A 22,041-nucleotide genomic window follows, 5' to 3' on the forward strand; every position below is an offset into this window, starting at 1 on the left:
TTCATATGCTGGATTAAATTGATGGGTTAACGACGAACAAGCCTTATTAGCATCTCAATATCCTCTCTCAGCCTATTTCTTATGATATATAAATAGTGAGTCTCGATTTAAATAATTGACTTTTTTATGTATATCTTAACCAGGAATATGGGTAAAACACGTTAAAACCCGAATGTTAATTGAGTAAATAAAGTTGAATAAACATCAATTATGATTATCAGCTTGCGCTGAATAGTTTTATTTTCTCCGTAGTTGTGATAATCGTAATGCTTTACTCACTAACATTGCACAATAAAAATCTCAATTTTCCATAATATCCAGGGGCCGTGATATGAGAGGTCTGTGAACAGTAAATACCTATGGTGGTCGAAAGCGGAAATCGCTCAAACGTTTGATACTACCTTTCCTGAGAGTATTCTTTCGATTTTAGGCTAAATGTCGAGACGCGATGGCTGTATGACAGTCATGTAGGGTGAGGATCAATGAGTCAAACAATTATTTTTTTGCGTATTAACACGACAATTTATTGTACTTTTTACCCGAGATAAAACAAAAGAGCCGCGCATTAGCGAGACTCTTTTAGCGGTTACTGAAAAATAAAATTGATGGTTCCAGCAATCAGTAGCAGAAATACAGTATATTGTAAGTAGTACGCGGACATTGCTCTCATTTCTTCCTCCTTGCTGTTATGGTCTTTAATTAAGCAATATTTGCGCCATATCTAACTAATTGAAAAATAGTTTATTTTTATTATGGATAACTAAGTTAGCGCCCCTATTTAGGGAGTTTGCACCATTTAGGAGCATATCGGGTATATCTCTCCTGGCAGATTTATTGTTTAGGTATTTAGTTTTGATTTGATTAATTATTAACACGACAACTTATTGCTGCTTTGAGAAGTGTAATAACATATGACATTAACTCTTAGAAAAAGGGGTTTTTTTAGTGCGTAGCTCTAATTTATGCGTGTACATGGATGAATCGGCGGCGGCGAGTAGTTCATTAATCGGTGTATCTTTCTCTAAATCGCAATTAGCGTACCCCACGCTAAAATTAATATTATAACCACGCAATTCCTGGCTATTGCGTAATTCTAATGCATTCTTAAAGCGGCTTAATATTGCTGGCATATCACTACAACCTGATGCCGTGAGTAATGTGACAAATTCGTCCCCCCCCAATCGGGCGACAACATCTGTGTCACGAAAGAAAAGCTGTAACTCTTCAGCGAAAGTGACTAATGCCTTATCACCTTCAGCATGACCATAACTGTCATTTATTTCTTTAAAATCATTTAGATCAAAGAAAATCAAGGTGGCAGGAATATTATTATGCGAGCAAAATGTCAATGCATGCTGAGCCAGAATTTCAAAGCCTCGACGGTTGGTTAACTGTGTTAGTTCGTCAATAGTTGCTAATTGAACGGCAGCAATTTCTTGCTCAGCCATTTTCGCTAAGTCACATAAAAGTTGTTGGTCGTATTCATCTAAAGAGCGCGGTTTAAGATCGATAATACAGAGTGTGCCAAGTTTACTGCCATTGGGAACAACCAGCGGACAACCCGCATAAAAACGAATGCCAGGATCGTCGGTAACAAGTGGGTTGTCACTAAAACGAAGGTCGTTAAGGGCATTGGGTACCAAAAGGATATCGTCACCTAAAATCGCATGACCACAAAAAGATATATCCCTGGGGGTTTCGCTGGTTTCCAGTCCGGGATGTGATTTAAACCATTGCCGGTTTACGTCGACGATAGATATAAGCGCGATTGGCACATTAAATAAACGTTTAGCTAAGCGGGTGATACGATCAAAGCGTTCTTCGGGAGAGGTATCGAGAATATTATAAGAGCGTAATGTAGCAATTCTCTTAGCCTCATCTTGAGGTATCGGGGGAGCTTGCATATTCATCGTCTCCTGTTACTTGTCTTATCCACTTAGCGCGAAGTGTCGCTAACAAAGATTATCAGTAGTGATCAAGTACTACTGGGTGTGGCTACAAAACAACATCAAAAATAAATTTAACGCATTGAAAATTAATTATTTTCTCATCAGTGAGATGACATTTTACAGACGTAAAACTCAATCCAAGAATCTATTCACCCGTATCAAAAATTACCAACTGTGGCTCGGGTAGCTTTTATTACCATCAGGCTCAATTCCCGGGCCAAATGATCGCTTGTGCTGCAATTATCGTCTTTTTCTCTGGGTCATAAGCGATTGACGGTGAGCCGTATAATACATAGCCAAGCTTCAATTGATCAGACACTCGGTGACAAAATGATGAATCATCTGGTCCGGTAATCAGCCGGTATATTGGTAATCCATCTGGCGGCACAGTATTCATATACATCCCCCATTTTGTTGATTAGTCGTGTGTATGCTTTTGTACATTATCTCTGGCTGCGGCTTTGGCTTCTTCAGCCAACTGTTCAATTTGCTCTTCGGTAAGTTGTTCTGAAGCTTCATGAATTTTAGCCAAACCTTCATTAACTGTTGTTTCTTCGTGATTTTTATTAGACATAATGGATCCCATACAGCGTTGCATTTAATTTATACTATAGGTCATTTAACCCTATTAAGGGGTTTTATAATGAGTTAGTGGTTTTTAGGTTCGCCGAGTCAATATCAAACAGGCGCTGGGGGAGTAAACCTCCCCAAGAGTCACGAGTTGATGCAGGAATTTTTAATAAAAACCATCCCGATTTCTATTCAGGTTTCTTCGCAGAAAGTAAAAATAGCATAGGGCGTTCTTTCTCTTCATCCAATGCAGGATAATCTATAATTTGCTGTGTTGTTGGTCCCCATTCTTCGATATGTGTAATTATAAAACCTTGTTTTATCAAAAAATTAATATAAGTCCCTAATGTCCGATGCTGCTTGATAACGCCTTCTGCCAACCAGTTTGTTATACGTTCCCCTTCCGCCTGATAACTGTTCACCGGCCAGGATTTTTGCCCATTATCGGCAATTAACCAACCAGGTTGCTTTGCTGCGGTAAAGATAGGGTGTTCTGCGGAAAAAACAAAACTGCCCCCAGGAGTTAGTGCTTGATAAATCGTGGCAAACAGTGCTGGCAGTGCTTTTATATAATGCAATGTGAGTGAGCTATAGGCTAATTGGAACAGTTGTGGTGGTAGATGCAAATGTTCCAGGTCTTCCTGACGGTAAATAATGTTTTCGTCAGTGGTCATCTCTTTAGCACGGTTTAACATTCGCGTTGAAACATCCAACCCTAAAACTTCGCTGGCACCTTGCGAGCATGCGTAGCGACAAAACCAGCCATAGCCACAACCCAGATCTACAACTTTACTTCCTGATAGCGACGGCAGCATCTGGCGAATGGCTTCCCATTCTGGCGCGCCAGCCAATCCGTCAACTGAACGGGGAAGTTGTGCATACCCTGAAAAAAATGCCTGATTATCATAAATATTCTGAGTCATTTCTCTTCTCCTTTAAATTAACTTTTTACTCCTGAATAAAAAGCATCGGCAGTTTAGCACTAATGAAAAGATATTGAATATATCAGAGGATCCGCCAAATGTTATTCCTTTGTTATAAATACAAATGACTGAGATTAGCTAAAGCGAAATTGAGATGTAATAACGGATAGTTAAAACTATTTAATATGGAGTGCGGAATAAATTAATATTATGCGGATTCTGTTATTTATTGAGAAATAGCCTAAACTTTATACAGTACGTGTTGACGGACTTCGTTAACCGTTCGGGAAGGGTCACCTTCTGTTTGGTGTTGCCAAAGACTGATAAAGCGTGAATATACTGCGAGAGCAGGTAGCCACTATGCCAGATTAAGGCACTTTATCCCTGATTAGATGCTTCTCTTGAAGGAGATAGCGATGACTCCCGTACAAATACTGATTATTCTGGTGCTAACACTTTTTGCATTGTACCGCCAGTCGGTCAGCCACGAGGTGTCTTTAGGCCCCGCCCGTTTTAAATGGGCCTGGGTTTACGGGATGGTCGGCCTGGTAGTCGGTGGAACATATATGCCCGCTACGATGACTTCCTGGGTAGTTTTAGGTAGCGGAGTTTTATTTAGTATTGTTGTCGGTGTTTTGCAAGGTCGCCTTATAGAGATTTGGCGTGAACCTGATGGACGTATTTTTTGCAAGGGAACACCACTGACGATAACTTTATTTCTGCTATTGGTTGGTTCTAAATGGATTATAGGGACACTGCAATATCTTTATAATCAACCAACGGAACAAGGCGGGTTTGGTGAAATCCTGATCATGATTGCAGTCATGGCAGCATTTCAGGTCGAGATTGTCAGACGACGTATTCGGGTTTTATACCCGGATAACCCCGTTGATTCATTACCTGAAGGGCAGTAACAACGTTTATTTCAGCTAACAGCCGAGGACTGGCTGCTAGCTGAATATAAAGGACTCATAGATATCTTCGAAAAACGTGATCAGTCGACAATAAAAAGTCTGGCCCCTGAGATTGTAGATGAACGATGTGCTTCGGCGCCATCGGCAACCTGATAACTCATACCTGCCTTCAATATAAAGCTTCGCCCATCGTCTAATTCAGTGCTTAGTTCACCTTCAAGGCACAGCAATATATGCCCTTTAGAACACCAATGGTCAGCTTTGTATCCAGCACTGTACTCAACCATACGGACTCTAACACGACCAAAAAGTTGTGTTCGCCAGTAGGCAACCCCTTGTTCCCCCTTATGCTCAGTTGTTTCTATTTCTGACCAATCGGTGATACCGAAGGGGATATCCACTATTTTCATTTAAATTACCTCTTTCTAATGCTGGCCGACCTTACATTAACTCACTATTAAAACGAATACACAGTCTATTACCTTATTGCCAATCCAACTTTTATAAAGTGGGCCATACTGTGAGATGTACGGTTAAATGGAGTTATCAAGCCTATGAATAATCCCACAATCTTCCAGTTTTTCCATTGGTACTATCCTGATGGCGGTAAATTATGGCAGGAGGTCTCAGATCAAGCCGCACATATTAGCCAACTTGGAATTAATATCGTTTGGCTTCCCCCCGCATATAAAGGTGCCTCAGGAGGATATTCTGTAGGATATGACACCTATGATTTGTTTGATCTGGGGGAGTTTGATCAGAAGGGGACTCAGTCGACTAAATATGGCGACAAAGAAGGATTACAGAATGCGATTAACCGATTGAAGGAGAATGGCATAAAAGTTCTTTTTGACGTTGTATTCAATCACAAGATGGGGGCGGATGAAAAAGAACAGGTCAGTGTCCGTAAAGTTAATCCTGATAACCGAACTGAAATGGACGATGATATTATCGACGCCCTTGCCTATACCCGTTTTACGTTTCCTGGCCGCAATGAAACTTATTCATCCTTTGTTTGGGATAAACAGTGTTTTACCGGTGTTGATTATATTGAAGAACCCTCAGATGAGGGGGTTTTTAAGATAGTAAACGATTATAGCAATGAGGGATGGAATACAGAGGTTGATGATGAGTTAGGTAATTTCGACTATCTGATGGGGGCGGATATTGATTTCCGTAATCCTGCCGTTATGGATGAGTTAAAATATTGGGGAAAATGGTTACTGGAGTCACTATCAATTGATGGTTTTAGATTGGATGCAGTAAAACATATCCCGGCATGGTTTTTTAAAGCATGGATAGAATATATACAAAATGAAACAGAACATGATTTACTGATTATTGCGGAGTATTGGTCCCCTGATATCGAAAAATTACAACAATATCTGGCACGGGTAGAAGGCAATGTAATGTTGTTCGACGTTGCTTTACATCACAAGTTTCACGAAGCATCGAAACAGGGCGAAGATTTTGACTTAACGCAAATATTCAATGGCTCATTAATTGAAGTTGACCCGTTACATACCATTACGTTGGTGGCCAATCACGATACTCAGCCACTTCAGGCTCTGGAAGCACCGGTAGAACCTTGGTTTAAACCTTTGGCTTACGCGTTGATCTTAATACGAGAACAAGGTATTCCCTGTGTTTTTTACCCCGATCTTTTTGGTGCCAATTATGAAGATAACGGTGAAGATGGGGGGACTTATCAGATAGAGATGCCGGTTGTTGCTGAATTGGAGAGGCTAATTCAAGCCAGGCAACGCTTCGCTCATGGCGCACAAACCGATTATTTTGATGATAAAAACTGTATTGCTTTTGTTCGTGCTGGCACGGCGGAGGCACCCGGTTGTGTGGTGATTCTTTCGAATGGCGCAGAAAGTGAAAAAACAATCGTTCTTGGTGGAGGTTTTGAAAATAAAGAGTTTGCTGATTACTTAGGTAATCGTCAGGATATTATTACTACAGATGAAGATGGTGGGGCGACATTTCCTGTTAATGGCGGGAGTATTAGCCTTTGGGTACAGAAAGAACTTCTGTAACCCGTATAATGAATATGTTCTTCAGAGAGATGCAATATTATCTTGAGCTAGGCGCTAAGTTGCTATGATTTACACGACTTAGCGCTTAGTCATTATTTCCTTAGCTTAATGATGGCTGATTAACTTGAAAGAAACGGATAATCTGGCGCAACTCCGCGCCTTGTTCTGTTAATGATTGTGCGGCGGCGGCAGCTTGTTCAACCAATGCAGCATTTTGTTGCGTAACTTGATCCATCTGTTCTACAGCGATACCGATCTCTTGAATACCAATGTGTTGCTCGTGTGATGCCGTCGATATCTCGCCAACGATATGAGCAACTTTCCCCACCGAGTCGACGATCTCGCCCATCGCTTGACTGGCATGGTCAGCGCGTTCTGAACCCGCATTAATTTTCTCAACCGTACCAACAATTAATTGCTTTATCTCTTTGGCTGCATTTGCACTTTTCTGTGCCAAAGTGCGTACTTCGCTTGCGACAACGGCAAATCCCTTACCTTCGGTGCCCGCTCGGGCGGCCTCAACTGCAGCATTTAACGCTAATATATTGGTTTGGAAGGCAATGCTTTCAATAACAGCAATAATATCGACGATCTTCCTCGAGCTTTTGGTGATTTCTTGCATACGAAGTAGCATTTCATCAACAATAATTCCGCCTTCTGTGGCGGTTGCTGCTGTATTAACCGCCAACTCACTTGCCTGCCGGGCATTCTCCGCATTCTGACGTACGGTTTGGGTGAGTTCCTGCATATTTGCTGAGGTTTGAATCAGAGAGGATGCTTGTTCCTCGGTACGTTGTGATAAGTCAGCATTACCCTGAGCAATCTGATTCGACGCAACAGAAATTGATTCACTCCCATGCATGATCTCATTAATCGTTTTCTTCAACTGCCGGTTCATGATATTCAGAGAAGCAAGTAAGCTATTATTATCACCTGGGCGAAGTTTTATTTCAGTGGATAAGTTTCCGGCGGCGATATGGCCCATAATAGCCACAGCGTAGGCCGGTTCCCCTCCCAATAAACGAGAAAAGTTGCGGGCAATCATGACAGCAAGCAGTGCAGAAATGAAAACAGCAAAGAGCAATAAAGCGATAAGTACATTTTTGGCAGTATTAAAACTTTGTTGACCATCCGTTGCAGCTTGTTCTCCACCTTGAACTTCCAGTACGACTAATTCAGCGAGGTCTTTCATCAACTGTGTGCGATATTTTCTTGATGTATCACCACTAATTTTAGTGGCCTCAGCTAATTGATTATTATTAACTGCATCAATAACGAAACTGTTTGCCTGAGAAAAGTGGTCAAAATCTGACATTATTCTCTTGAATAGTTCGGAGTGATTGTAACCTTCGGGTAATTTCAGAAATCTATCTTGCGCGGCACGAAAGTTGTCTACGGCCTGTAATATCTCCAGACGGTGTCCTTCGCGCTCTTTTTCTGTCGATGAGGCGATATACTGAACCTGCTGCAGGCGCAATTCGGCTAAAACGCCTCGCATCTCTAATGCATAGCGAACACCCGGTAACCAACTGTCGCGATAGGCTTCCAGCCTGGCGTTATTACTGCTTAACTGTGATAGTGCCACAGCACCTAGCAATAACATCATGACAATAACAACCGAAAAGCCTGAGAGTAACTTTGTCAAAATGGATAGGTCGGAGAACTTTTTCATGAACATTACGTATATTAAATAAAGGTGCAATGTATAACGGCAAATAAAATGAATTCTTGATGTAATAAAACTACTTAATTTGATTTTTTAAGCATTTTATTTGAATGTACAAAACACAGGGTAATGTTGCTTTTTGAGCTGAATTTATCATTTTTTAGATAAAATCAAAGATGATTTGGCTTATAATTTAGTTATCGCTTTATCTTATGCTATTTAATTGTGGATGTTCAATACGGTTCTTTTTTTAAATTAACTATTTATTAACTTCAATTCTGCTGTTTATGATGTTTTTAGACTGATATTTTATGTTTTCTGCATTCCTTTTTTTCTTGTAAGTGGGTCTTAATGGTTTTTAAGGAGTGTGCTAAGCTCGGACTATCAAAACTTTAGGTGGTTAATTATGGTCTTTGTCATTCTTTGGTTTGCTATTGCAGGATTAAGTGAGTACTTAGTCTGGGGATCTCCACTCTTGGCGGTGTCTCTGGCCTTGCTTTTTGTGGTGCTCGGTGGGTACTGGGTTTACAGCGTCAGAAAAATTCAAGTAAGTGATATACCTTCTGATGAAGCCAGATCTAAGTCTATCAGTAATTTGAATCTCACCTTCTCTGTGGCGCTGTTGGCTATTCATGCGCTTGTTTTATTACTATTGCGCTGATAATGGTATGGTTTTCGTTAACTATGCCATTGGTTCCAGGCAGCTATAAGTATCCAGGCAGCGATGGCCCAGCATAAAACAGCCGCGGTCAATGCGAGTGGTAGGCGTAAATAGTCAATTAAAAAATAAAGCGATATCAAATAGATAAAGTAGGGAATGATAGCCCATAAACCGAATATAATTGTTACGCGCAGTGCTTCAATATTGCGCTCATGGCCGACAATATAGTGTGCGATGAGGGCGAAAGTAGGGAATAACGGGATTAAACCAGCAATATAGTAATTGCGCGTCTTCGATAATAGCCCAATCAATACCACAACTATGGCGCCGATCAGTGCTTTAAGTAACAGTCCCATCGCTATCCCGAAAAATTTAAAAAAGCTGCCAATAGAATATATTTCAATGAAAAACAAAGAAATTCCTATATATGGCAGCGGAGCAAAATAAGACTCTCTATCTTGATAAGCTATTGACGATAGCCGTTCTTGATTTGTGCCAGAGTATTGGTGAAAACTTCAGCTTGAGCAGTGTCTTCGATACCGGCAATGGAACGTTCGATATTTAAGATTACTTTCCCAGCATCGGCTTGGCCGATCGCTTTTAGCAATAGAGTCAATGTTGCTTTCAAACATGCAACTTCATTCGCTAAAGTTTCTGGGTCAGCAGAAGTGGTAAAGTCTGGATTACTCATTTTTTTTCCTGAAGTGATAGCTTACCTGTGAACAAAGTGATGTGGGTTAACCCAGTATCGCAGTGAACATTCGCGGCATTATTAAACAGTTATAGCATTATATCATAAACTGATGGTCAGCTTTGATAACATGTGCTTAATCTTTAGTTCGTGGCGCAAAATGTGGTCGAAGGCGGGCAGGGGATAGGTATGTCTGGATGATGCTTCCTCTGACGATGTAAGTATTATCTTAATTAAGTGAGTTTTGTTCATAAAAATCATATCATTTCTGAATGAGTAATTTTGTGTCAAAAATCACTCATTTTGAGCGTGAATAAGAGATAAACAATAAATAAACAAAACTAAGAATAATTCCTATGCCGCAAAATTAGAACTGAAATAGCCGATCCTGTGTGGTATCAATATGTTGTGCTTTTTCAGGTAAAAATAAGTTTCGGGATGTCAGCAATTACCGTTTGCATGAATAGCAGTGTAATGCCAAGAAAACTCTTAAAAAAACTTTTCTTTTTTATCATGTCGTTAATTGATATGTCAGCGATTTTATGTACATAGTCGAAATGATGATAAAAATAATATCTGTCAAACAATATAGATATGAATTTGCAATTATTCTGTATTCATTCTTTGGCCGAAAACAAGTAATATCATTGTCGTAAACAAAGCGTGATTAGGTTACTCCCTTATTTTTGGAGAATTTTCTTTGATTAGCGTTCTTCTTGTTGATGACCACGAACTGGTGCGCGCAGGGATTCGACGCATTCTTGAAGATATCAAGGGTATCAAAGTAGCGGGCGAGATGCAGTGTGGTGAAGATGCGGTAAAATGGTGCCGTAGCCATGTTGTTGATATCGTTTTGATGGATATGAATATGCCCGGTATCGGCGGGTTGGAAGCAACTCGTAAGATTTTGCGTTTTTCTCCAGATACTAAAGTTATCATGCTAACCATCCATACTGAAAACCCGCTGCCCGCAAAAGTCATGCAGGCTGGTGCCGGTGGGTATTTAAGTAAGGGGGCGGCACCTCAGGATGTTGTTACGGCTATCCGTGCGGTTCATTCGGGGCAACGCTACATTGCTTCTGATATTGCGCAGCAGATGGCCTTGGGTCAGTTGGAGCCTCCAGCCGAAACGCCTTTTAGTTGTTTGTCAGAGCGTGAGTTACAAATTATGCTCATGATAACGAAAGGCCAAAAGGTGAACGACATTTCGGAACAACTTCATCTGAGTCCGAAAACGGTGAACAGCTATCGCTACCGGATGTTTAGCAAGCTTAATATAAGTGGTGACGTTGAATTGACCCATCTGGCCATTCGCCACGGTCTGTTTAACGCGGAGACGTTGTCTAATAGTGACTGATTGTTTCGATTCTAAAGAGTTTTTGAAAACTGTCACCAGCCAACCTGGTGTTTACCGTATGTATGATAAGACGGGGACAGTTATTTATGTCGGCAAAGCAAAAGACCTCAAGAAACGTCTGACGAGTTATTTCCGTGCTCAGGTTGCCAGTCGAAAAACAGAGACCTTGGTTAAGAATATTGCTCAAATTGATGTGACCGTGACGCATACAGAAACGGAAGCACTGCTGCTTGAGCATAACTATATCAAGCTTTATCAGCCGCGTTACAACGTACTGTTGCGTGATGATAAGTCATATCCTCTTATTTTCTTGAGTGCGGATACTCACCCGCGCTTAGCTATTCATCGCGGTGCTAAGCATGAGAAGGGTGAGTATTTCGGCCCGTTCCCAAACTCTTATGCTGTCCGCGAGACCTTGGCATTATTGCAAAAACTTTTTCCAGTAAGACAGTGTGAAAACAGTGTCTACCGCAATCGTTCACGGCCTTGTCTGCAATATCAGATTGGCCGTTGTTCAGGCCCCTGTGTTGCAGGGCTTGTGAGTGATGATGAGTACCAACGCCAGGTTGATTATGTGCGTTTGTTCCTCTCGGGCAAAGACCAACAGGTACTGACACAACTGATTTCCCGGATGGAGGAAGCCAGTCAATCGTTGCATTTCGAAGATGCGGCACGTATTCGAGATCAAATACAAGCAGTAAGGCGAGTTACTGAACAGCAGTTCGTTTCGGGCGACAGTGAAGATCTTGATGTTATCGGTGTGGCGTTTGATGCCGGATTAGCTTGTGTTCATGTGCTATTTATTCGACAAGGGAAAGTGCTGGGAAGCCGGAGTTACTTCCCGAAAGTTCCTGCCGGGACTGAGCTCAGTGAAGTCGTTCAGACCTTTGTTGGGCAGTTTTATTTGCAAGGAAGCCAGGGGCGAACACTCCCAGGTGAGATCTTGCTGGACTTTACTCTAGAGGAAAAGGATCTGCTGGCTTCCTCTCTTTCTGAGTTGGCCGGAAGAAAAATTCAGATCCAAAGCCGTCCTCGGGGGGATCGAGCGCGTTACCTTAAACTTGCGCGCACAAATGCCTCTACTGCGTTGATTACTCGTTTATCGCAGCAATCAACAATACATCAGCGAATGAAAGAGTTAGCCAAGATTCTTAATCTTGATGAGATCAATCGTATGGAATGTTTTGATATCAGCCATACGATGGGAGAGCAGACTGTCGCGTCTTGTGTCGTATTTGATGCAAATGGTCCTGTACGTTCGGAATATAGACGCTACAATATTAGTGGCATAACGCCTGGTGATGATTATGCGGCGATGTCTCAAGTGCTTAAACGTCGATATGGTAAGGCATTAGATGACAAAAAAATTCCTGATGTTATTTTCATTGACGGAGGGAAAGGCCAGCTGTCTCAGGCTTTTGACGTGTTTGCTTCTCTCACCGTTGAGTGGGATAAGCAAAAACCATTATTGGTCGGCGTTGCTAAGGGAAGTGATCGAAAAGCGGGGCTGGAAACATTGTTCCTGGAGGCGCAAGGGGAGGGGTTCTCGTTGCCACCAGATTCACCAGCATTGCATTTGATTCAACATATCCGAGATGACTCGCATAACCATGCAATCACCGGACATAGGCAGCGTCGTGCGAAAGTAAAAAATACCAGTGCATTAGAAACGATAGAGGGAGTTGGCCCTAAACGGCGGCAAATTTTGCTGAAGTATATGGGGGGACTGCAACCTTTACTGAATGCTAGCGTCGAGGAAATTGCAAAAGTGCCGAGTATTTCACAAGCATTGGCAGAAAAAATCTACAATGCATTGAAACACTGAGGCTAATGTTGCACCATACTCATAATATCCACCCCAGCCAGATAGTTATCGTAGCATTATGCAATTGAATATACCGACTTGGCTTACCCTGTTTCGTGTTGTACTCATCCCATTCTTCGTTCTGGCGTTTTATCTGCCATTCGTTTGGGCTCCGATGGTTTGTGCCATCATATTTGTGTTTGCAGCAGCAACCGATTGGTTTGATGGCTTTTTAGCGCGCCGCTGGAAACAAACTACCCGTTTTGGGGCTTTTCTTGACCCTGTGGCGGATAAAGTTATGGTTGCCATCGCATTAGTGCTGGTTGCTGAGCATTATCATGTCTGGTGGATCACTCTACCGGCGGCAACTATGATTGCCCGTGAAATCATCATTTCCTCCCTGCGTGAGTGGATGGCTGAAATCGGTAAGCGCAGCAGTGTTGCGGTGTCATGGATTGGTAAAGTGAAAACCACGGCTCAAATGGGTTCGCTGGTTGGCTTACTTTGGCGCCCAGACCATAACGTTGAGCTCGCCAGCTTTGTTCTTCTCTACATTGCTGCGGTACTGACATTCTGGTCAATGTTTCAATATTTAAACGCTGCCTGGAATGATTTGCTCGAACCTTGATCGAAGCGCCGCAAAAAGCAGCAAACGAACACATTAGTCAGATAATTTTATTGACTCATTGCGTCAGGTAAGTAGAATGCATCGCATCAGACGGCAGCAACGAAATGCCGAAAGATAGCAAAAGAATCAGTAAGTTCTGATGTTGCGGGAATAGCTCAGTTGGTAGAGCACGACCTTGCCAAGGTCGGGGTCGCGAGTTCGAGTCTCGTTTCCCGCTCCAAATTAGTAGGTTGGCTTAAGGCGAACCTCAGCTGTAAAGGCAAAGAAGAATAAGGCGCGTTGGCAGAGTGGCCATGCTACGGATTGCAAATCCGTCTACCTCGGTTCGACTCCGGGACGCGCCTCCAGTTTTCCAGAGCCCGGGTGGTGAAATCGGTAGACACAAGGGATTTAAAATCCCTCGGCTTATGGCTGTGCGGGTTCAAGTCCCGCCCCGGGCACCATGGAAAATATTCTAAGTAAAACAAAGTAGTATGAGTATGTCGTTAACCGCCGAGAGGCGGTTTTTTTGTGCCTGAAATCACCTTTCACCATTGTTTCACCATATCACTTCGCCACATCTTGCCCGCCCACAACTGGAACAATATTAATTTTTCTATCATATCTTGCGGTCTGTGATGCGTTTTTGTGCCCTGAGATTGCCTGCTTGTCATATAGCGAACCAGTTAGATCTGAGATACCTTTTGCTTTCAGATCGTGGAAAGTGAAATTAAACTCCAGTTCTGGATATTTCACAGCAGCCGCTTTTTTTGCTTTCATCCAGTGGGCATTAAAACTATCGCGGGTGAAGCGTGATCCCGATTGCTGGTGTAACAAATAGATACTCATAACACCGTGGTTTAGAGGAAGGGTACCCGCCTGCCGTATAGACTCATGCAGTCTAGGTGTCCAAGCTTTAATTTGGGCAACGCCAGTTTTGCTTTGTTGTATAAGTATACCATTCTCCAGCAACTGCCCTTTTTTCATATCTAAAATATCCGCTTGCCTGGTACAGCATAAATAAGCTAACTCCATAGCTACTTTTACGACCGATGGAGCAACATCATAAAGTGCAGTGTATTCTTCATCTGTTATATAGCGAGTTCTGGCTTTTTCTTTAAATTGCTTAACCCCTTGGCAAGGATTTAACTTCACTTTCCCACGCTCATATCCCCAGCGAAATACCCTCGACATGAAGGACTTTTCCCTGTTTGCCTGAACCCTGCTTTTTGCTCCGCGTTTATCCATATACTTTCGAATATGCTCTGGTTTTATGTTGTCTGGAGACATTTTTCCAAACACGGCTATTATCTTTGATGAGTATTTTCGATAATCTTTTTGTGTCTCTGTGGCCAGTTCGCAGAAATCACCTGACAATAGAAATTCATTAATCAAACCAGTAAATGTCGAATCCTCTTTTTGGCTAATCATTAATTTTTCAAAGGCAACCCATACATCAGCCTGACTGCATTCAAAGCCACATAGTCGAATTGTTCTCCCGTCTATTGCCCTGAATTCATATGCAGACTTGCCTTTACGAACCCGTGGTGGCATCCAGTTATCTGTTGGGTTCTTGCGTGGACGTGACATTAAATAGCCCCATAGTTAGGTTGGTCTTCAGGCACGCTCTGAATGATATTGCGGGAAGAAAGAGGGTGTTCAACATGCGCCCATGTTGTACTGGGCCTACCGTCTTTGCGTTCGATAAAAAAAATGCCATTTTCTCGTAAGCATTCACACTGCTTCTTAGGTTGAACAAAACCAGTGATCTCTTCCAATTCAGCGCGACTCAGTAATTTTCCGCTATCTTCGCTCATGGGGTTTACTCCACACTGTTTATTTAAAGGCCCGCCGCACACAGGCCGTGACTAAAATCATTCTGATAGCTGTCATCCATGAACATTTTTCATCGCATCACCAATAACGTAAATAATCAGACAAATAGAGAACAGCGTAAGGATTATTATCACTGCTAATTCGGTTGGTAATTTTAGCCTTTTCATAATCTAACCCCCCGCCGGCTTGGCTGCTGTGAATAACAAGGTGCCTACCGGCGCGTCATTAATCCAACCGAGGGTTTTATTGCCGTTGCAGCTAATGACTTGGCCTATAGGTTTCTGCTGCTTCAACTCTGCAAGTTGCTCACGCAGTGATAGCGATTCTGCGCGCGATTCCAATAGCTCAATAGCCATTTGCGTAACTATTGGATTCTGGGTGCCACCAACATCCACCGGACCAGGATTCGCAATTTTCTCTAACTGCTCTTTACTCAGCATCTGCATTCCCCTCTACCAACAGCTTACAAAAATCGGATTTTCGGTAATGTCTAGCACACTCCCAAATTGCGAAACATGCCGGACAGTTAACCTTGTCACCACGTTTAGCGGGCTGCTCTTGTTGCTCGTCATCGTTGCCAGATAACCCGCACAAGGTTGCATAGTCAGAGCCTGAGCTATCATTGGATATGTGAACGAGATTTTCCGTGTATACGCCTCTAAATTGAACGCGCACAAATGCGTTACGCTTTGCCATCAATCCTCCTCGACCAGCCTGCGGCCCTTGTCAGTCAGATGAATAAAGTGATCATCATCAGCAAAGCCAGAAAAGCCGGACTCTCTTATTTCTTCCATCCCTGCATCGTCTGCTCTGAAATCACTTCTATCGTTAGAGATTTCTTTAACGTACTTTCCGTTGTAAACACTTACATGATCCAGCGCGGTATAAAATTGCCCACCGGCTTTTTTGAAGTCCTTCACCGCCGCCTTAAACCGTTTCCATGCCTTGGCCTGTTCCGGGGTAAGTGCTAATAACTCTTCTGCTGTCATGGCTCACCCCCCCTCTGCCGTGAAACCGGCTGCTTTGATTTTCGATACGCAATCATTCCACCCGTTAACATACGAGTCGTCATGATCAATATTGGGCCATTCGCAATATTCCATTTCTTCCACAACCGCTTTACCAAGCTTCTCGTTTGCCGCTGATAACGCTGCTTCTGCTGTCTCAACTCGCTGCTTCCACTCGACAAGCAAACAACCGGCATCAGCTAGTTTCATCTTCAGGTTATGAATTTCTGTCTTTTCCGCCGCAATACCAGTAATGGCGCGGTCAACAGCAACAAACACTTGTTGATGTTCATCCGTGGTTAATTCACGCTTCAATTCAAATTCAATGGAATCAACTACTGAGGCCGCATATCCCTCAAGCGAGGATTGCATTGCGCTGTAAACCAACTCTTCGATGTTATTCATCAGTTGTTACCCCTCAGGCTGGCGGCGAACTTTTCAGGCAGATCTGGATACACCAATGGCTTCCACGCCAAGACTTCTTCTCCACTTTCAATCGATTGATAATAATCACTATATTCAGGATGCCCATGATATGAATGCCAACCAACGGCATTGTAATAATCGCCGTTGTCGTCTTGCAGAGCCCAATCAGCTTCGTCATCTCCTCCATCACAAGGCATATTGAGATATCGCAGCATGGCAACTCTAACCGTGACTTTTCCGCTAAAGGTGCTGGTATACCTGACGATGGCCCAACATTGCATTTGATGGCCCAATTTAACTTCAGGTACTGAGTTTTCGTTCCACAGAGCTGCATTCTCGCCAACCAACTGTTGCACCCGCGCAATAGTGTCACCTGCGACTGCACCGGTAACACCTAAAGCCTCAGCAATCAGAGTGCAGGCATTGAGTGCTGCATCGCGTTCAGATACCAGGTGTTCAGTCTTGAATGCTTCCGCATAGCAATTGTCGAAGTGGACTGCTAATGCTTTTGGATCGCATTCGATAGGACGCAGCCAATAACAGACCGGCCCGTCTTCTGTGTCATGAATTGAAGCCATGAACCAACCATCACCCGCTGGTGGCTCTGGCTGCCACATGCTGAGATTACAATCGCTAGCGTCATATGCGGCTTGTAGCTCTTCGGCGTTTTCTTCGCATTCCATCCATTCCAACTTACCGACGACGCGGTTTAATGCTTGCCACGCATCAAATTCACCTTCAACCCCAAACTCATTCCCGTTTGCAGGTACAAAATAATCAGGGTGAGTCCAGAAACCATGGCTATCACGTTCAACTGGTGCTGCTGTAATTGTCTTGATCATCACTGTTTCCTCGCATAGAGAACGCCATCCACCGGAAGGCATTCATATTCAGGTGGTAGACCTTGCTGCTGAATGTCGGCTATACAGTTCTTATCATCAGGGTATACGTAGCCCTGAGGCTCGTACTGGCACGGCTGGAATGTGTAGCAGACGAGTAAAAACAGGCCGTACATCATGATTGGCTGGCCGCAGTAAGCTCATTGAAGCGCGCTAAGAAAACAACGCGAGCATGACCAGGCGACATAGGACAAATGGCAATATTGGCCGGTTGAATCCCTTCGAGCATCGGCCAGACTTCACCATCATCTATTTCCAGTTCTTGCCGCTCAGTGGCCAGCATGACTAAATCAAAATGGTGAACCTCTGGTGACATATCCGCAGGTAAACCAAACTTACTGCGGATAACCAGATCAATGCCGCGCTCAATACCTTTGTAATCTGGCAACAGGCGCTTTAAAGGGGAGGGAATATCTTTGCAATACGCCTCAGATGCATCATGCAGCAAGGCTTCCAGTGCGAATTCAGGGCTAACAAGCTGACTAACAAGCCATGAGTGCTCCGCCACTGAATAGAAGTTAGGTAGATGTCCAGCGAACCGGCATTCATTAGAGAGTGCCTGGGCAATATCATTGATGCTGATACTGCTTTCTTTTGGGTTTGCATAATCAAAATGCAGCCGGTCTGGATAAGTTTTTATGCATGACATTGAAATTTACTCCACTGTTGATAGCGCCCGCATGCGCCGGTATTTGTTTATGCTTTCTTCTTTTTGGTGGTTTTAATTGGTTTGGCCTTTTCACCGCTCATCTTTGCGTAATTGAGAGCCACTTTTAGGCAATCGTCGTAAATGCCACGACTACGGGTAGTCGGCTGGGAGGCGCGTCGATACAGGTCAACCGCTTCATTTGCCCCCCCCTGAGCCACCGGTAAGGAATAACCCTCATCCATAAGCTGCTGTGTAATGTTCTTGCTGATAAATTGAATCGGATTCATGAAATAACCCTCAGCCTGAATTTAGGTAACAGTTATCCTCCCTCAATAAATGAGGCTTATAACTAACTGTATTATTTAAATTTTAGATTCACCGCCAAGGGCAACAGTAAGGTCTTTAATTAATGCTGATAATTCACCTGTAAATAGAACGAAATCAGCATCAAACCTTTGAGCTAAATCCTCTCTATCAATATCATCGTTTCTTTCAAGTAATATATCGGAGAATTTAACCCGCTTAATTGAATTATCATCTGATAAAATAAATGTAATTCTTTCCTGCCAATCTAATGCTAGTTTCGTGACTAACTTTCCAGCCTCAATGTTCGTCGCAATTTCATCACCGATTAAATCCTGTTTCTTACAACGAATAATGCCGCCATCTTCCAAAATAGCCTTTAATTCAGCTTCATCCTGCAAGGCAAAACCAGCAGGAGGATTACCAGAACGGACCCATTCAGTTATGGTGAGTTCGATCGGCGTTTCCATATACAAAGGTACGACAGGCAACGAGCCAAGACTCTTACGGAGTAACGACAGAGCGTCCTCTGCTTTCTTTGCGCTGGATGCATCAACGATAATTAGATTCGCCTTTGTATCTATCCAGAGCTGAGTCTTATTAAATTTGCTAAATGCCCTCGGTATTAATAACTGTAATACCTCATCTTTCAGACTGTCTTTTTCAGTCTTTTTAAGTTTTCGATGCTGCTCACCTTCTAGCTTTGCTATTTTTTCTTGCAGTTCTTTTCTGACAACTTCAGCAGGAAGAATCTTAGATTGATTTAAAATAGTAACAATAAGTTGACCATTAACAGAGTGCATTAAACTTTCTGAATGGTTACCAAGTGGTGACACCCAGCCAGATTTAGATAAATCTTGGCTACCACAAGGTGAATATTTAAATGCTGTTAACTGCTTTTCCAGTTCTTTGGTATTGAATACCACCTCACGACTAAGGCGATATATAAGTAAGTTTTTAAAATTGAATAGGGCCACGTTAATTACTCCACATAGGTTTATAAGCAATTATCACCGCACCGATAATTGTTATTTAGTTACTCCACACACAGAGAAGTACTCCGATCCGGGGGCTTTATACTGTACGGGTTTAAAGGGATAACCCGCCCGGAGCACTTCTTTGTGTGTAAAAAGAGCGGCTGGCCTAATCTGGTGTTGGCAGGCGCAGCCGCAAAAGACACAGCACAGCAATGGAACTAAAATCTGTGCCTGGTTACTTCTCCACCTCAGGCGGCGGTGGTATCTTGGGAGTTCTCACACAACCAAGAAAGGACGTGATATGAGCAGCTATTCAATTCTGTGGCATGAAATTTCTACTGATGTATGCAAGAAGCTAAACGTCTCCGATACATCTTTTTCCCATGAAGCCTACCGAGATAAAATTGAAGTTCGCAATGCCAGAGCAAACGCCTATTTGATCCTCATTCTTGAGTTAATACTGCAAGAGCATCGCGATAAGTATTCAGTTCCATCTGTAAGCCTTTCTGGTGCTGCTGCCCTACATCATAAAATCTTCTTAAAAACAAAATGGTTACCGCAAACAATCAGAGATCTCAGTTATGAGGACTGCTTGCTTGTTTTGCTGGAAGATCTTCGCCCTGATAACCTTTCAACTGAATCCCAAAATTATTTAAAAATTCTCGAAATTCAGAAATCTGCTTTTGTGCCTGACAAACCTCTGCTGGAAGAGTGGACTCCTGAGAAGTACGGACACCATACAAGCCGTCTTTATCAAGACAACCAATAACTTCTCTACCTAAAAAGGCTGCTGATACTAAATCACTTTCCATGGCAGCCTTTTTACGGACAAAAGCTTTAACCACATTTAACCGATGCTCCAGCCAAGCTAAGAGTTCCTCAGTATTTAAATCACCTGCGTAAATGTACGGCTCGCGCTCTGTACTCATACTCAATACTCCACACTGTTAACCCTACTAAGCGAATCATCCGGTGTTTCGTATGCCACCGGCAGCTACTTCGTGGGCGTCCTGCCTGTTCGCTGTTGATGTATTCAGTATTAGTAAACTTACATTTAAAGTCAAGGGTAAAATTAAGTTAACTTACTTTTTTGGTTTTGGCATAAAAAAACCCGCAAAGCGCGGGCTGTTTTAAGAAGATATAAGTAATTATTGTAGGTCTATGATTATCTGCTTCACTACACCAATTAATTTGCAGGTGTCATCCACTTCAATGGGCTTGAACTGAGGGTTTAGTGGCATCAAATATTTGTTAGGACCATCAATAACAAATTTTTTAATTGTCGCCTCATGATTGCCATTTGTCTGAGCTATAACAATTTTTTCATTAACATCTTCAATAAACCCATATTCAGGATCCACTATAACAATAGACCCATCAGGAATGCTCAGTGAACCAGATGCGGTCATTGAGTCACCTTTAACTCTTAAGGCAAATGCGGAATCAGAAATTTTAGCCGTTGTTTCAATCCACTCAGATCGGGATCCCGCTGTACTAAGAGCCTCAGTCCAAGCGCCGGCCTGCACCCAAGAAATCACAGGCACAAGCTTGGATTTACTGGCCATAACTTTTAGCGAAGGATCAAGGTCACCTTTCCCAGATAAAAGCCATTCTGGTGCGCATTCCAGTAATGAAGATAGTTTAAGTAAACTGTCACTGGACAGGCCGGTAGCGTCGCTTTCCCATTGGGTTACGGCAGATGCAGAGATTCCCACATATTCAGCGATGTCTTTTTGAGTCAGCTTCAACTGCCGCCGCCTGAATTTTATTCTCCCGCCAACTGTGTTCATAGCATCCACCATATAAAAAAGACGTAAGTAATCTTACATTCAGTTGACGTAAGTAGTCTGTGAATATACGATGTAAGTATGCTTACTTTTATGGAGGTAACTATGCATAAAACTGACGTTCTTGAATTCTTCAAGGGCACATCGAAAACCGCTATCGCTCTTGGTGTTTCACATAGTGCCGTTTGCCAATGGGGTCACATCATTCCAGAAAAGCAGGCTTTAAAAGCAGAAAAGATTACGGAAGGGAAATTGAAATATGACCCATCCGACTATCAAAAGCCTACGGCACCAGCCGCCTGAGTTAAACCACCAGATAGGAAGAAACATTGTGGATAACAAAGACTTTCCAACCCAACCAGACATCAGCGACGCGATACATCAGCTGATCACTCAAACGCCGGGCAAGTATGACGCCATGGCAAAACAGCTATGCCCACTGTCTGGTACTGAGAATGCGCTTCGTAACAGAGTGCGCCAGTTGGCGGGGCAGGTAGTGCCATTTGGGATGGCTGTAGAGATGGAATCAATCTCAGGCCGTTCCGATATCACTGAAGCTATGTGCAAGCGAGCTGGTGGTGTGTTCGTGAAATTGCCGCAGGTTGATGAGACAGGTAACGAAGAGCTGCTTATCAAGTTTAACGAGCTGCTATCAGCCTTAGGTGATTTTGGTCGTGCACATAATCAGTTCACAGCAGACGGTGTTTTAGATCGGGATGAGAGCAAGAGGCTGAAAGCTAAGGGGTATAGAGCACAGTCGATTATTGCAGAAATTATTGTTGTATCAGAGATGTTATGGGGTGACGCCTCCGTGTGCGGCACAGAGGCGTCGGGTGCATTAACTAAACGTGTGGAGTAATTAACGCGTGAACATTGTAGCGGCTAAACGTTCTATTCCGCAACTGCGTTGCGTTTGTGTCAGTCCGTTCCGGTATGAACGAATGATAAGGGGCCAGTGGAAACCGTGCAACCA

General features: G+C 43.0%; 28 protein-coding genes and 3 tRNA genes. 12 read left to right on the forward strand and 19 right to left on the reverse strand.

What is annotated here, in order from left to right; genetic code table 11:
• Positions 1-917 precede the first annotated feature (917 nt).
• The 4 genes from Q2T71_RS08410 to Q2T71_RS08425 form a co-directional block, all read right to left on the reverse strand.
• Positions 918-1,910, reverse strand: coding sequence for a diguanylate cyclase domain-containing protein (locus Q2T71_RS08410; RefSeq protein ID WP_372558759.1), 993 nt, complete (start codon positions 1,908-1,910; stop codon positions 918-920).
• 244 nt (positions 1,911-2,154) lie between these two features.
• On the reverse strand, positions 2,155-2,352 hold the full coding sequence (locus tag Q2T71_RS08415; RefSeq protein WP_372558760.1) for a DUF1737 domain-containing protein: 198 nt from the start codon (positions 2,350-2,352) through the stop codon (positions 2,155-2,157).
• Between the two features lie 15 nt (positions 2,353-2,367).
• Positions 2,368-2,535, reverse strand: a complete 168-nt coding sequence (locus tag Q2T71_RS08420) for a hypothetical protein (RefSeq protein WP_372558761.1) — start codon at positions 2,533-2,535, stop codon at positions 2,368-2,370.
• Between the two features lie 172 nt (positions 2,536-2,707).
• Entirely contained in the window at positions 2,708-3,442 is a 735-nt protein-coding gene (locus Q2T71_RS08425) for a class I SAM-dependent methyltransferase (RefSeq protein ID WP_372558762.1), read from the reverse strand.
• A 416-nt stretch (positions 3,443-3,858) separates the two neighbouring features.
• On the opposite strand from Q2T71_RS08425, the gene Q2T71_RS08430 reads away from it, so the two are divergent.
• Positions 3,859-4,356, forward strand: a complete 498-nt coding sequence (locus Q2T71_RS08430) for a hypothetical protein (protein ID WP_083159119.1) — start codon at positions 3,859-3,861, stop codon at positions 4,354-4,356.
• A gap of 80 nt (positions 4,357-4,436) precedes the next feature.
• On the opposite strand, the gene Q2T71_RS08435 is transcribed toward Q2T71_RS08430, so the two are convergent.
• On the reverse strand, positions 4,437-4,766 hold the full coding sequence (locus tag Q2T71_RS08435; RefSeq protein ID WP_083159118.1) for a DHCW motif cupin fold protein: 330 nt from the start codon (positions 4,764-4,766) through the stop codon (positions 4,437-4,439).
• Between the two features lie 144 nt (positions 4,767-4,910).
• Here Q2T71_RS08435 and amyA point away from each other — a divergent pair, with 144 nt between their 5' ends.
• Positions 4,911-6,398, forward strand: coding sequence for an alpha-amylase (gene amyA, locus Q2T71_RS08440; protein WP_372558763.1), 1,488 nt, complete (start codon positions 4,911-4,913; stop codon positions 6,396-6,398).
• Positions 6,399-6,498: 100 nt separating this feature from the next.
• On the opposite strand, the gene Q2T71_RS08445 is transcribed toward amyA, so the two are convergent.
• Positions 6,499-8,070, reverse strand: coding sequence for a methyl-accepting chemotaxis protein (locus tag Q2T71_RS08445; protein WP_372558764.1), 1,572 nt, complete (start codon positions 8,068-8,070; stop codon positions 6,499-6,501).
• 400 nt (positions 8,071-8,470) lie between these two features.
• On the opposite strand from Q2T71_RS08445, the gene Q2T71_RS08450 reads away from it, so the two are divergent.
• Positions 8,471-8,725 (forward strand): hypothetical protein, encoded by a 255-nt coding sequence (locus Q2T71_RS08450; RefSeq protein WP_372558765.1) that lies wholly within the window; start codon positions 8,471-8,473, stop codon positions 8,723-8,725.
• 17 nt (positions 8,726-8,742) lie between these two features.
• Here Q2T71_RS08450 and Q2T71_RS08455 read toward each other — a convergent pair whose 3' ends face one another.
• Positions 8,743-9,081, reverse strand: coding sequence for a GlpM family protein (locus Q2T71_RS08455; protein WP_372559885.1), 339 nt, complete (start codon positions 9,079-9,081; stop codon positions 8,743-8,745).
• Positions 9,082-9,191: 110 nt separating this feature from the next.
• Positions 9,192-9,416 (reverse strand): DUF2594 family protein, encoded by a 225-nt coding sequence (locus Q2T71_RS08460; protein WP_083159114.1) that lies wholly within the window; start codon positions 9,414-9,416, stop codon positions 9,192-9,194.
• Positions 9,417-10,116: 700 nt separating this feature from the next.
• On the opposite strand from Q2T71_RS08460, the gene uvrY reads away from it, so the two are divergent.
• The 6 genes from uvrY (at position 10,117) to Q2T71_RS08490 (ending at position 13,648) form a co-directional block, all read left to right on the forward strand.
• Positions 10,117-10,773, forward strand: a complete 657-nt coding sequence (gene uvrY / locus Q2T71_RS08465) for a UvrY/SirA/GacA family response regulator transcription factor (RefSeq protein WP_083159113.1) — start codon at positions 10,117-10,119, stop codon at positions 10,771-10,773.
• Positions 10,766-12,598 carry an excinuclease ABC subunit UvrC gene (gene uvrC, locus Q2T71_RS08470; RefSeq protein WP_372558766.1) on the forward strand — a complete coding sequence of 611 codons (1,833 nt, stop codon included), beginning with the start codon at positions 10,766-10,768 and terminating at the stop codon, positions 12,596-12,598. Before uvrY ends, uvrC begins: the two co-directional genes overlap by 8 nt.
• Before the next feature lie 58 nt (positions 12,599-12,656).
• Positions 12,657-13,205 (forward strand): CDP-diacylglycerol--glycerol-3-phosphate 3-phosphatidyltransferase, encoded by a 549-nt coding sequence (gene pgsA / locus Q2T71_RS08475; protein ID WP_083159111.1) that lies wholly within the window; start codon positions 12,657-12,659, stop codon positions 13,203-13,205.
• A 144-nt stretch (positions 13,206-13,349) separates the two neighbouring features.
• Positions 13,350-13,425, forward strand: a tRNA-Gly gene (locus Q2T71_RS08480).
• A 53-nt stretch (positions 13,426-13,478) separates the two neighbouring features.
• Positions 13,479-13,552: transfer RNA gene (locus Q2T71_RS08485), tRNA-Cys, on the forward strand.
• A 10-nt stretch (positions 13,553-13,562) separates the two neighbouring features.
• Positions 13,563-13,648, forward strand: a tRNA-Leu gene (locus tag Q2T71_RS08490).
• A 103-nt stretch (positions 13,649-13,751) separates the two neighbouring features.
• Here the strand turns inward: Q2T71_RS08490 and Q2T71_RS08495 are convergent.
• The 10 genes from Q2T71_RS08495 to rdgC form a co-directional block, all read right to left on the reverse strand.
• A complete protein-coding gene (locus Q2T71_RS08495) occupies positions 13,752-14,774 on the reverse strand; it encodes a tyrosine-type recombinase/integrase (protein WP_372558767.1) in 1,023 nt (340 codons plus the stop codon).
• Positions 14,774-15,001, reverse strand: a complete 228-nt coding sequence (locus tag Q2T71_RS08500; protein ID WP_372558768.1) for a DUF4224 domain-containing protein — start codon at positions 14,999-15,001, stop codon at positions 14,774-14,776. Before Q2T71_RS08500 ends, Q2T71_RS08495 begins: the two co-directional genes overlap by 1 nt.
• A gap of 189 nt (positions 15,002-15,190) precedes the next feature.
• Positions 15,191-15,460, reverse strand: a complete 270-nt coding sequence (locus tag Q2T71_RS08505; protein ID WP_372558769.1) for a hypothetical protein — start codon at positions 15,458-15,460, stop codon at positions 15,191-15,193.
• Entirely contained in the window at positions 15,450-15,716 is a 267-nt protein-coding gene (locus Q2T71_RS08510; protein WP_372558770.1) for a hypothetical protein, read from the reverse strand. Before Q2T71_RS08510 ends, Q2T71_RS08505 begins: the two co-directional genes overlap by 11 nt.
• Entirely contained in the window at positions 15,716-16,009 is a 294-nt protein-coding gene (locus Q2T71_RS08515) for a hypothetical protein (RefSeq protein WP_372558771.1), read from the reverse strand. The genes Q2T71_RS08510 and Q2T71_RS08515 overlap by 1 nt, the downstream gene beginning before the upstream one ends.
• Positions 16,010-16,012: 3 nt before the next feature.
• On the reverse strand, positions 16,013-16,432 hold the full coding sequence (locus tag Q2T71_RS08520; RefSeq protein WP_372558772.1) for a hypothetical protein: 420 nt from the start codon (positions 16,430-16,432) through the stop codon (positions 16,013-16,015).
• Entirely contained in the window at positions 16,432-17,295 is an 864-nt protein-coding gene (locus tag Q2T71_RS08525; RefSeq protein WP_372558773.1) for a hypothetical protein, read from the reverse strand. The genes Q2T71_RS08520 and Q2T71_RS08525 overlap by 1 nt, the downstream gene beginning before the upstream one ends.
• 172 nt (positions 17,296-17,467) lie before the next feature.
• On the reverse strand, positions 17,468-18,001 hold the full coding sequence (locus tag Q2T71_RS08530; RefSeq protein ID WP_372558774.1) for an HD family hydrolase: 534 nt from the start codon (positions 17,999-18,001) through the stop codon (positions 17,468-17,470).
• A gap of 47 nt (positions 18,002-18,048) precedes the next feature.
• Positions 18,049-18,288: a hypothetical protein gene (locus tag Q2T71_RS08535; protein ID WP_050297021.1), complete on the reverse strand. Its 240-nt coding sequence runs from the start codon at positions 18,286-18,288 to the stop codon at positions 18,049-18,051.
• Between the two features lie 75 nt (positions 18,289-18,363).
• Complete coding sequence (gene rdgC / locus Q2T71_RS08540) at positions 18,364-19,281, reverse strand: recombination-associated protein RdgC (RefSeq protein WP_372558775.1); 918 nt, start codon at positions 19,279-19,281, stop codon at positions 18,364-18,366.
• A gap of 301 nt (positions 19,282-19,582) precedes the next feature.
• On the opposite strand from rdgC, the gene Q2T71_RS08545 reads away from it, so the two are divergent.
• On the forward strand, positions 19,583-20,050 hold the full coding sequence (locus Q2T71_RS08545) for a hypothetical protein (protein WP_372558776.1): 468 nt from the start codon (positions 19,583-19,585) through the stop codon (positions 20,048-20,050).
• A 379-nt stretch (positions 20,051-20,429) separates the two neighbouring features.
• Here the strand turns inward: Q2T71_RS08545 and Q2T71_RS08550 are convergent, their stop codons facing one another.
• The gene (locus Q2T71_RS08550) at positions 20,430-21,071 is read right to left on the reverse strand and encodes a LexA family protein (RefSeq protein WP_372558777.1); all 642 of its coding nucleotides are present in this window, start codon (positions 21,069-21,071) and stop codon (positions 20,430-20,432) included.
• Between the two features lie 102 nt (positions 21,072-21,173).
• On the opposite strand from Q2T71_RS08550, the gene Q2T71_RS08555 reads away from it, so the two are divergent.
• Entirely contained in the window at positions 21,174-21,371 is a 198-nt protein-coding gene (locus Q2T71_RS08555) for a Cro/CI family transcriptional regulator (protein ID WP_005174518.1), read from the forward strand.
• Positions 21,372-21,399: 28 nt separating this feature from the next.
• Positions 21,400-21,927 (forward strand): YmfL family putative regulatory protein, encoded by a 528-nt coding sequence (locus tag Q2T71_RS08560; protein ID WP_050136697.1) that lies wholly within the window; start codon positions 21,400-21,402, stop codon positions 21,925-21,927.
• Positions 21,928-22,041 lie beyond the last annotated feature (114 nt).

Source organism: Yersinia sp. 1652 StPb PI (genome assembly GCF_041538345.1).
GTDB lineage: Bacteria > Pseudomonadota > Gammaproteobacteria > Enterobacterales > Enterobacteriaceae > Yersinia > Yersinia enterocolitica_E.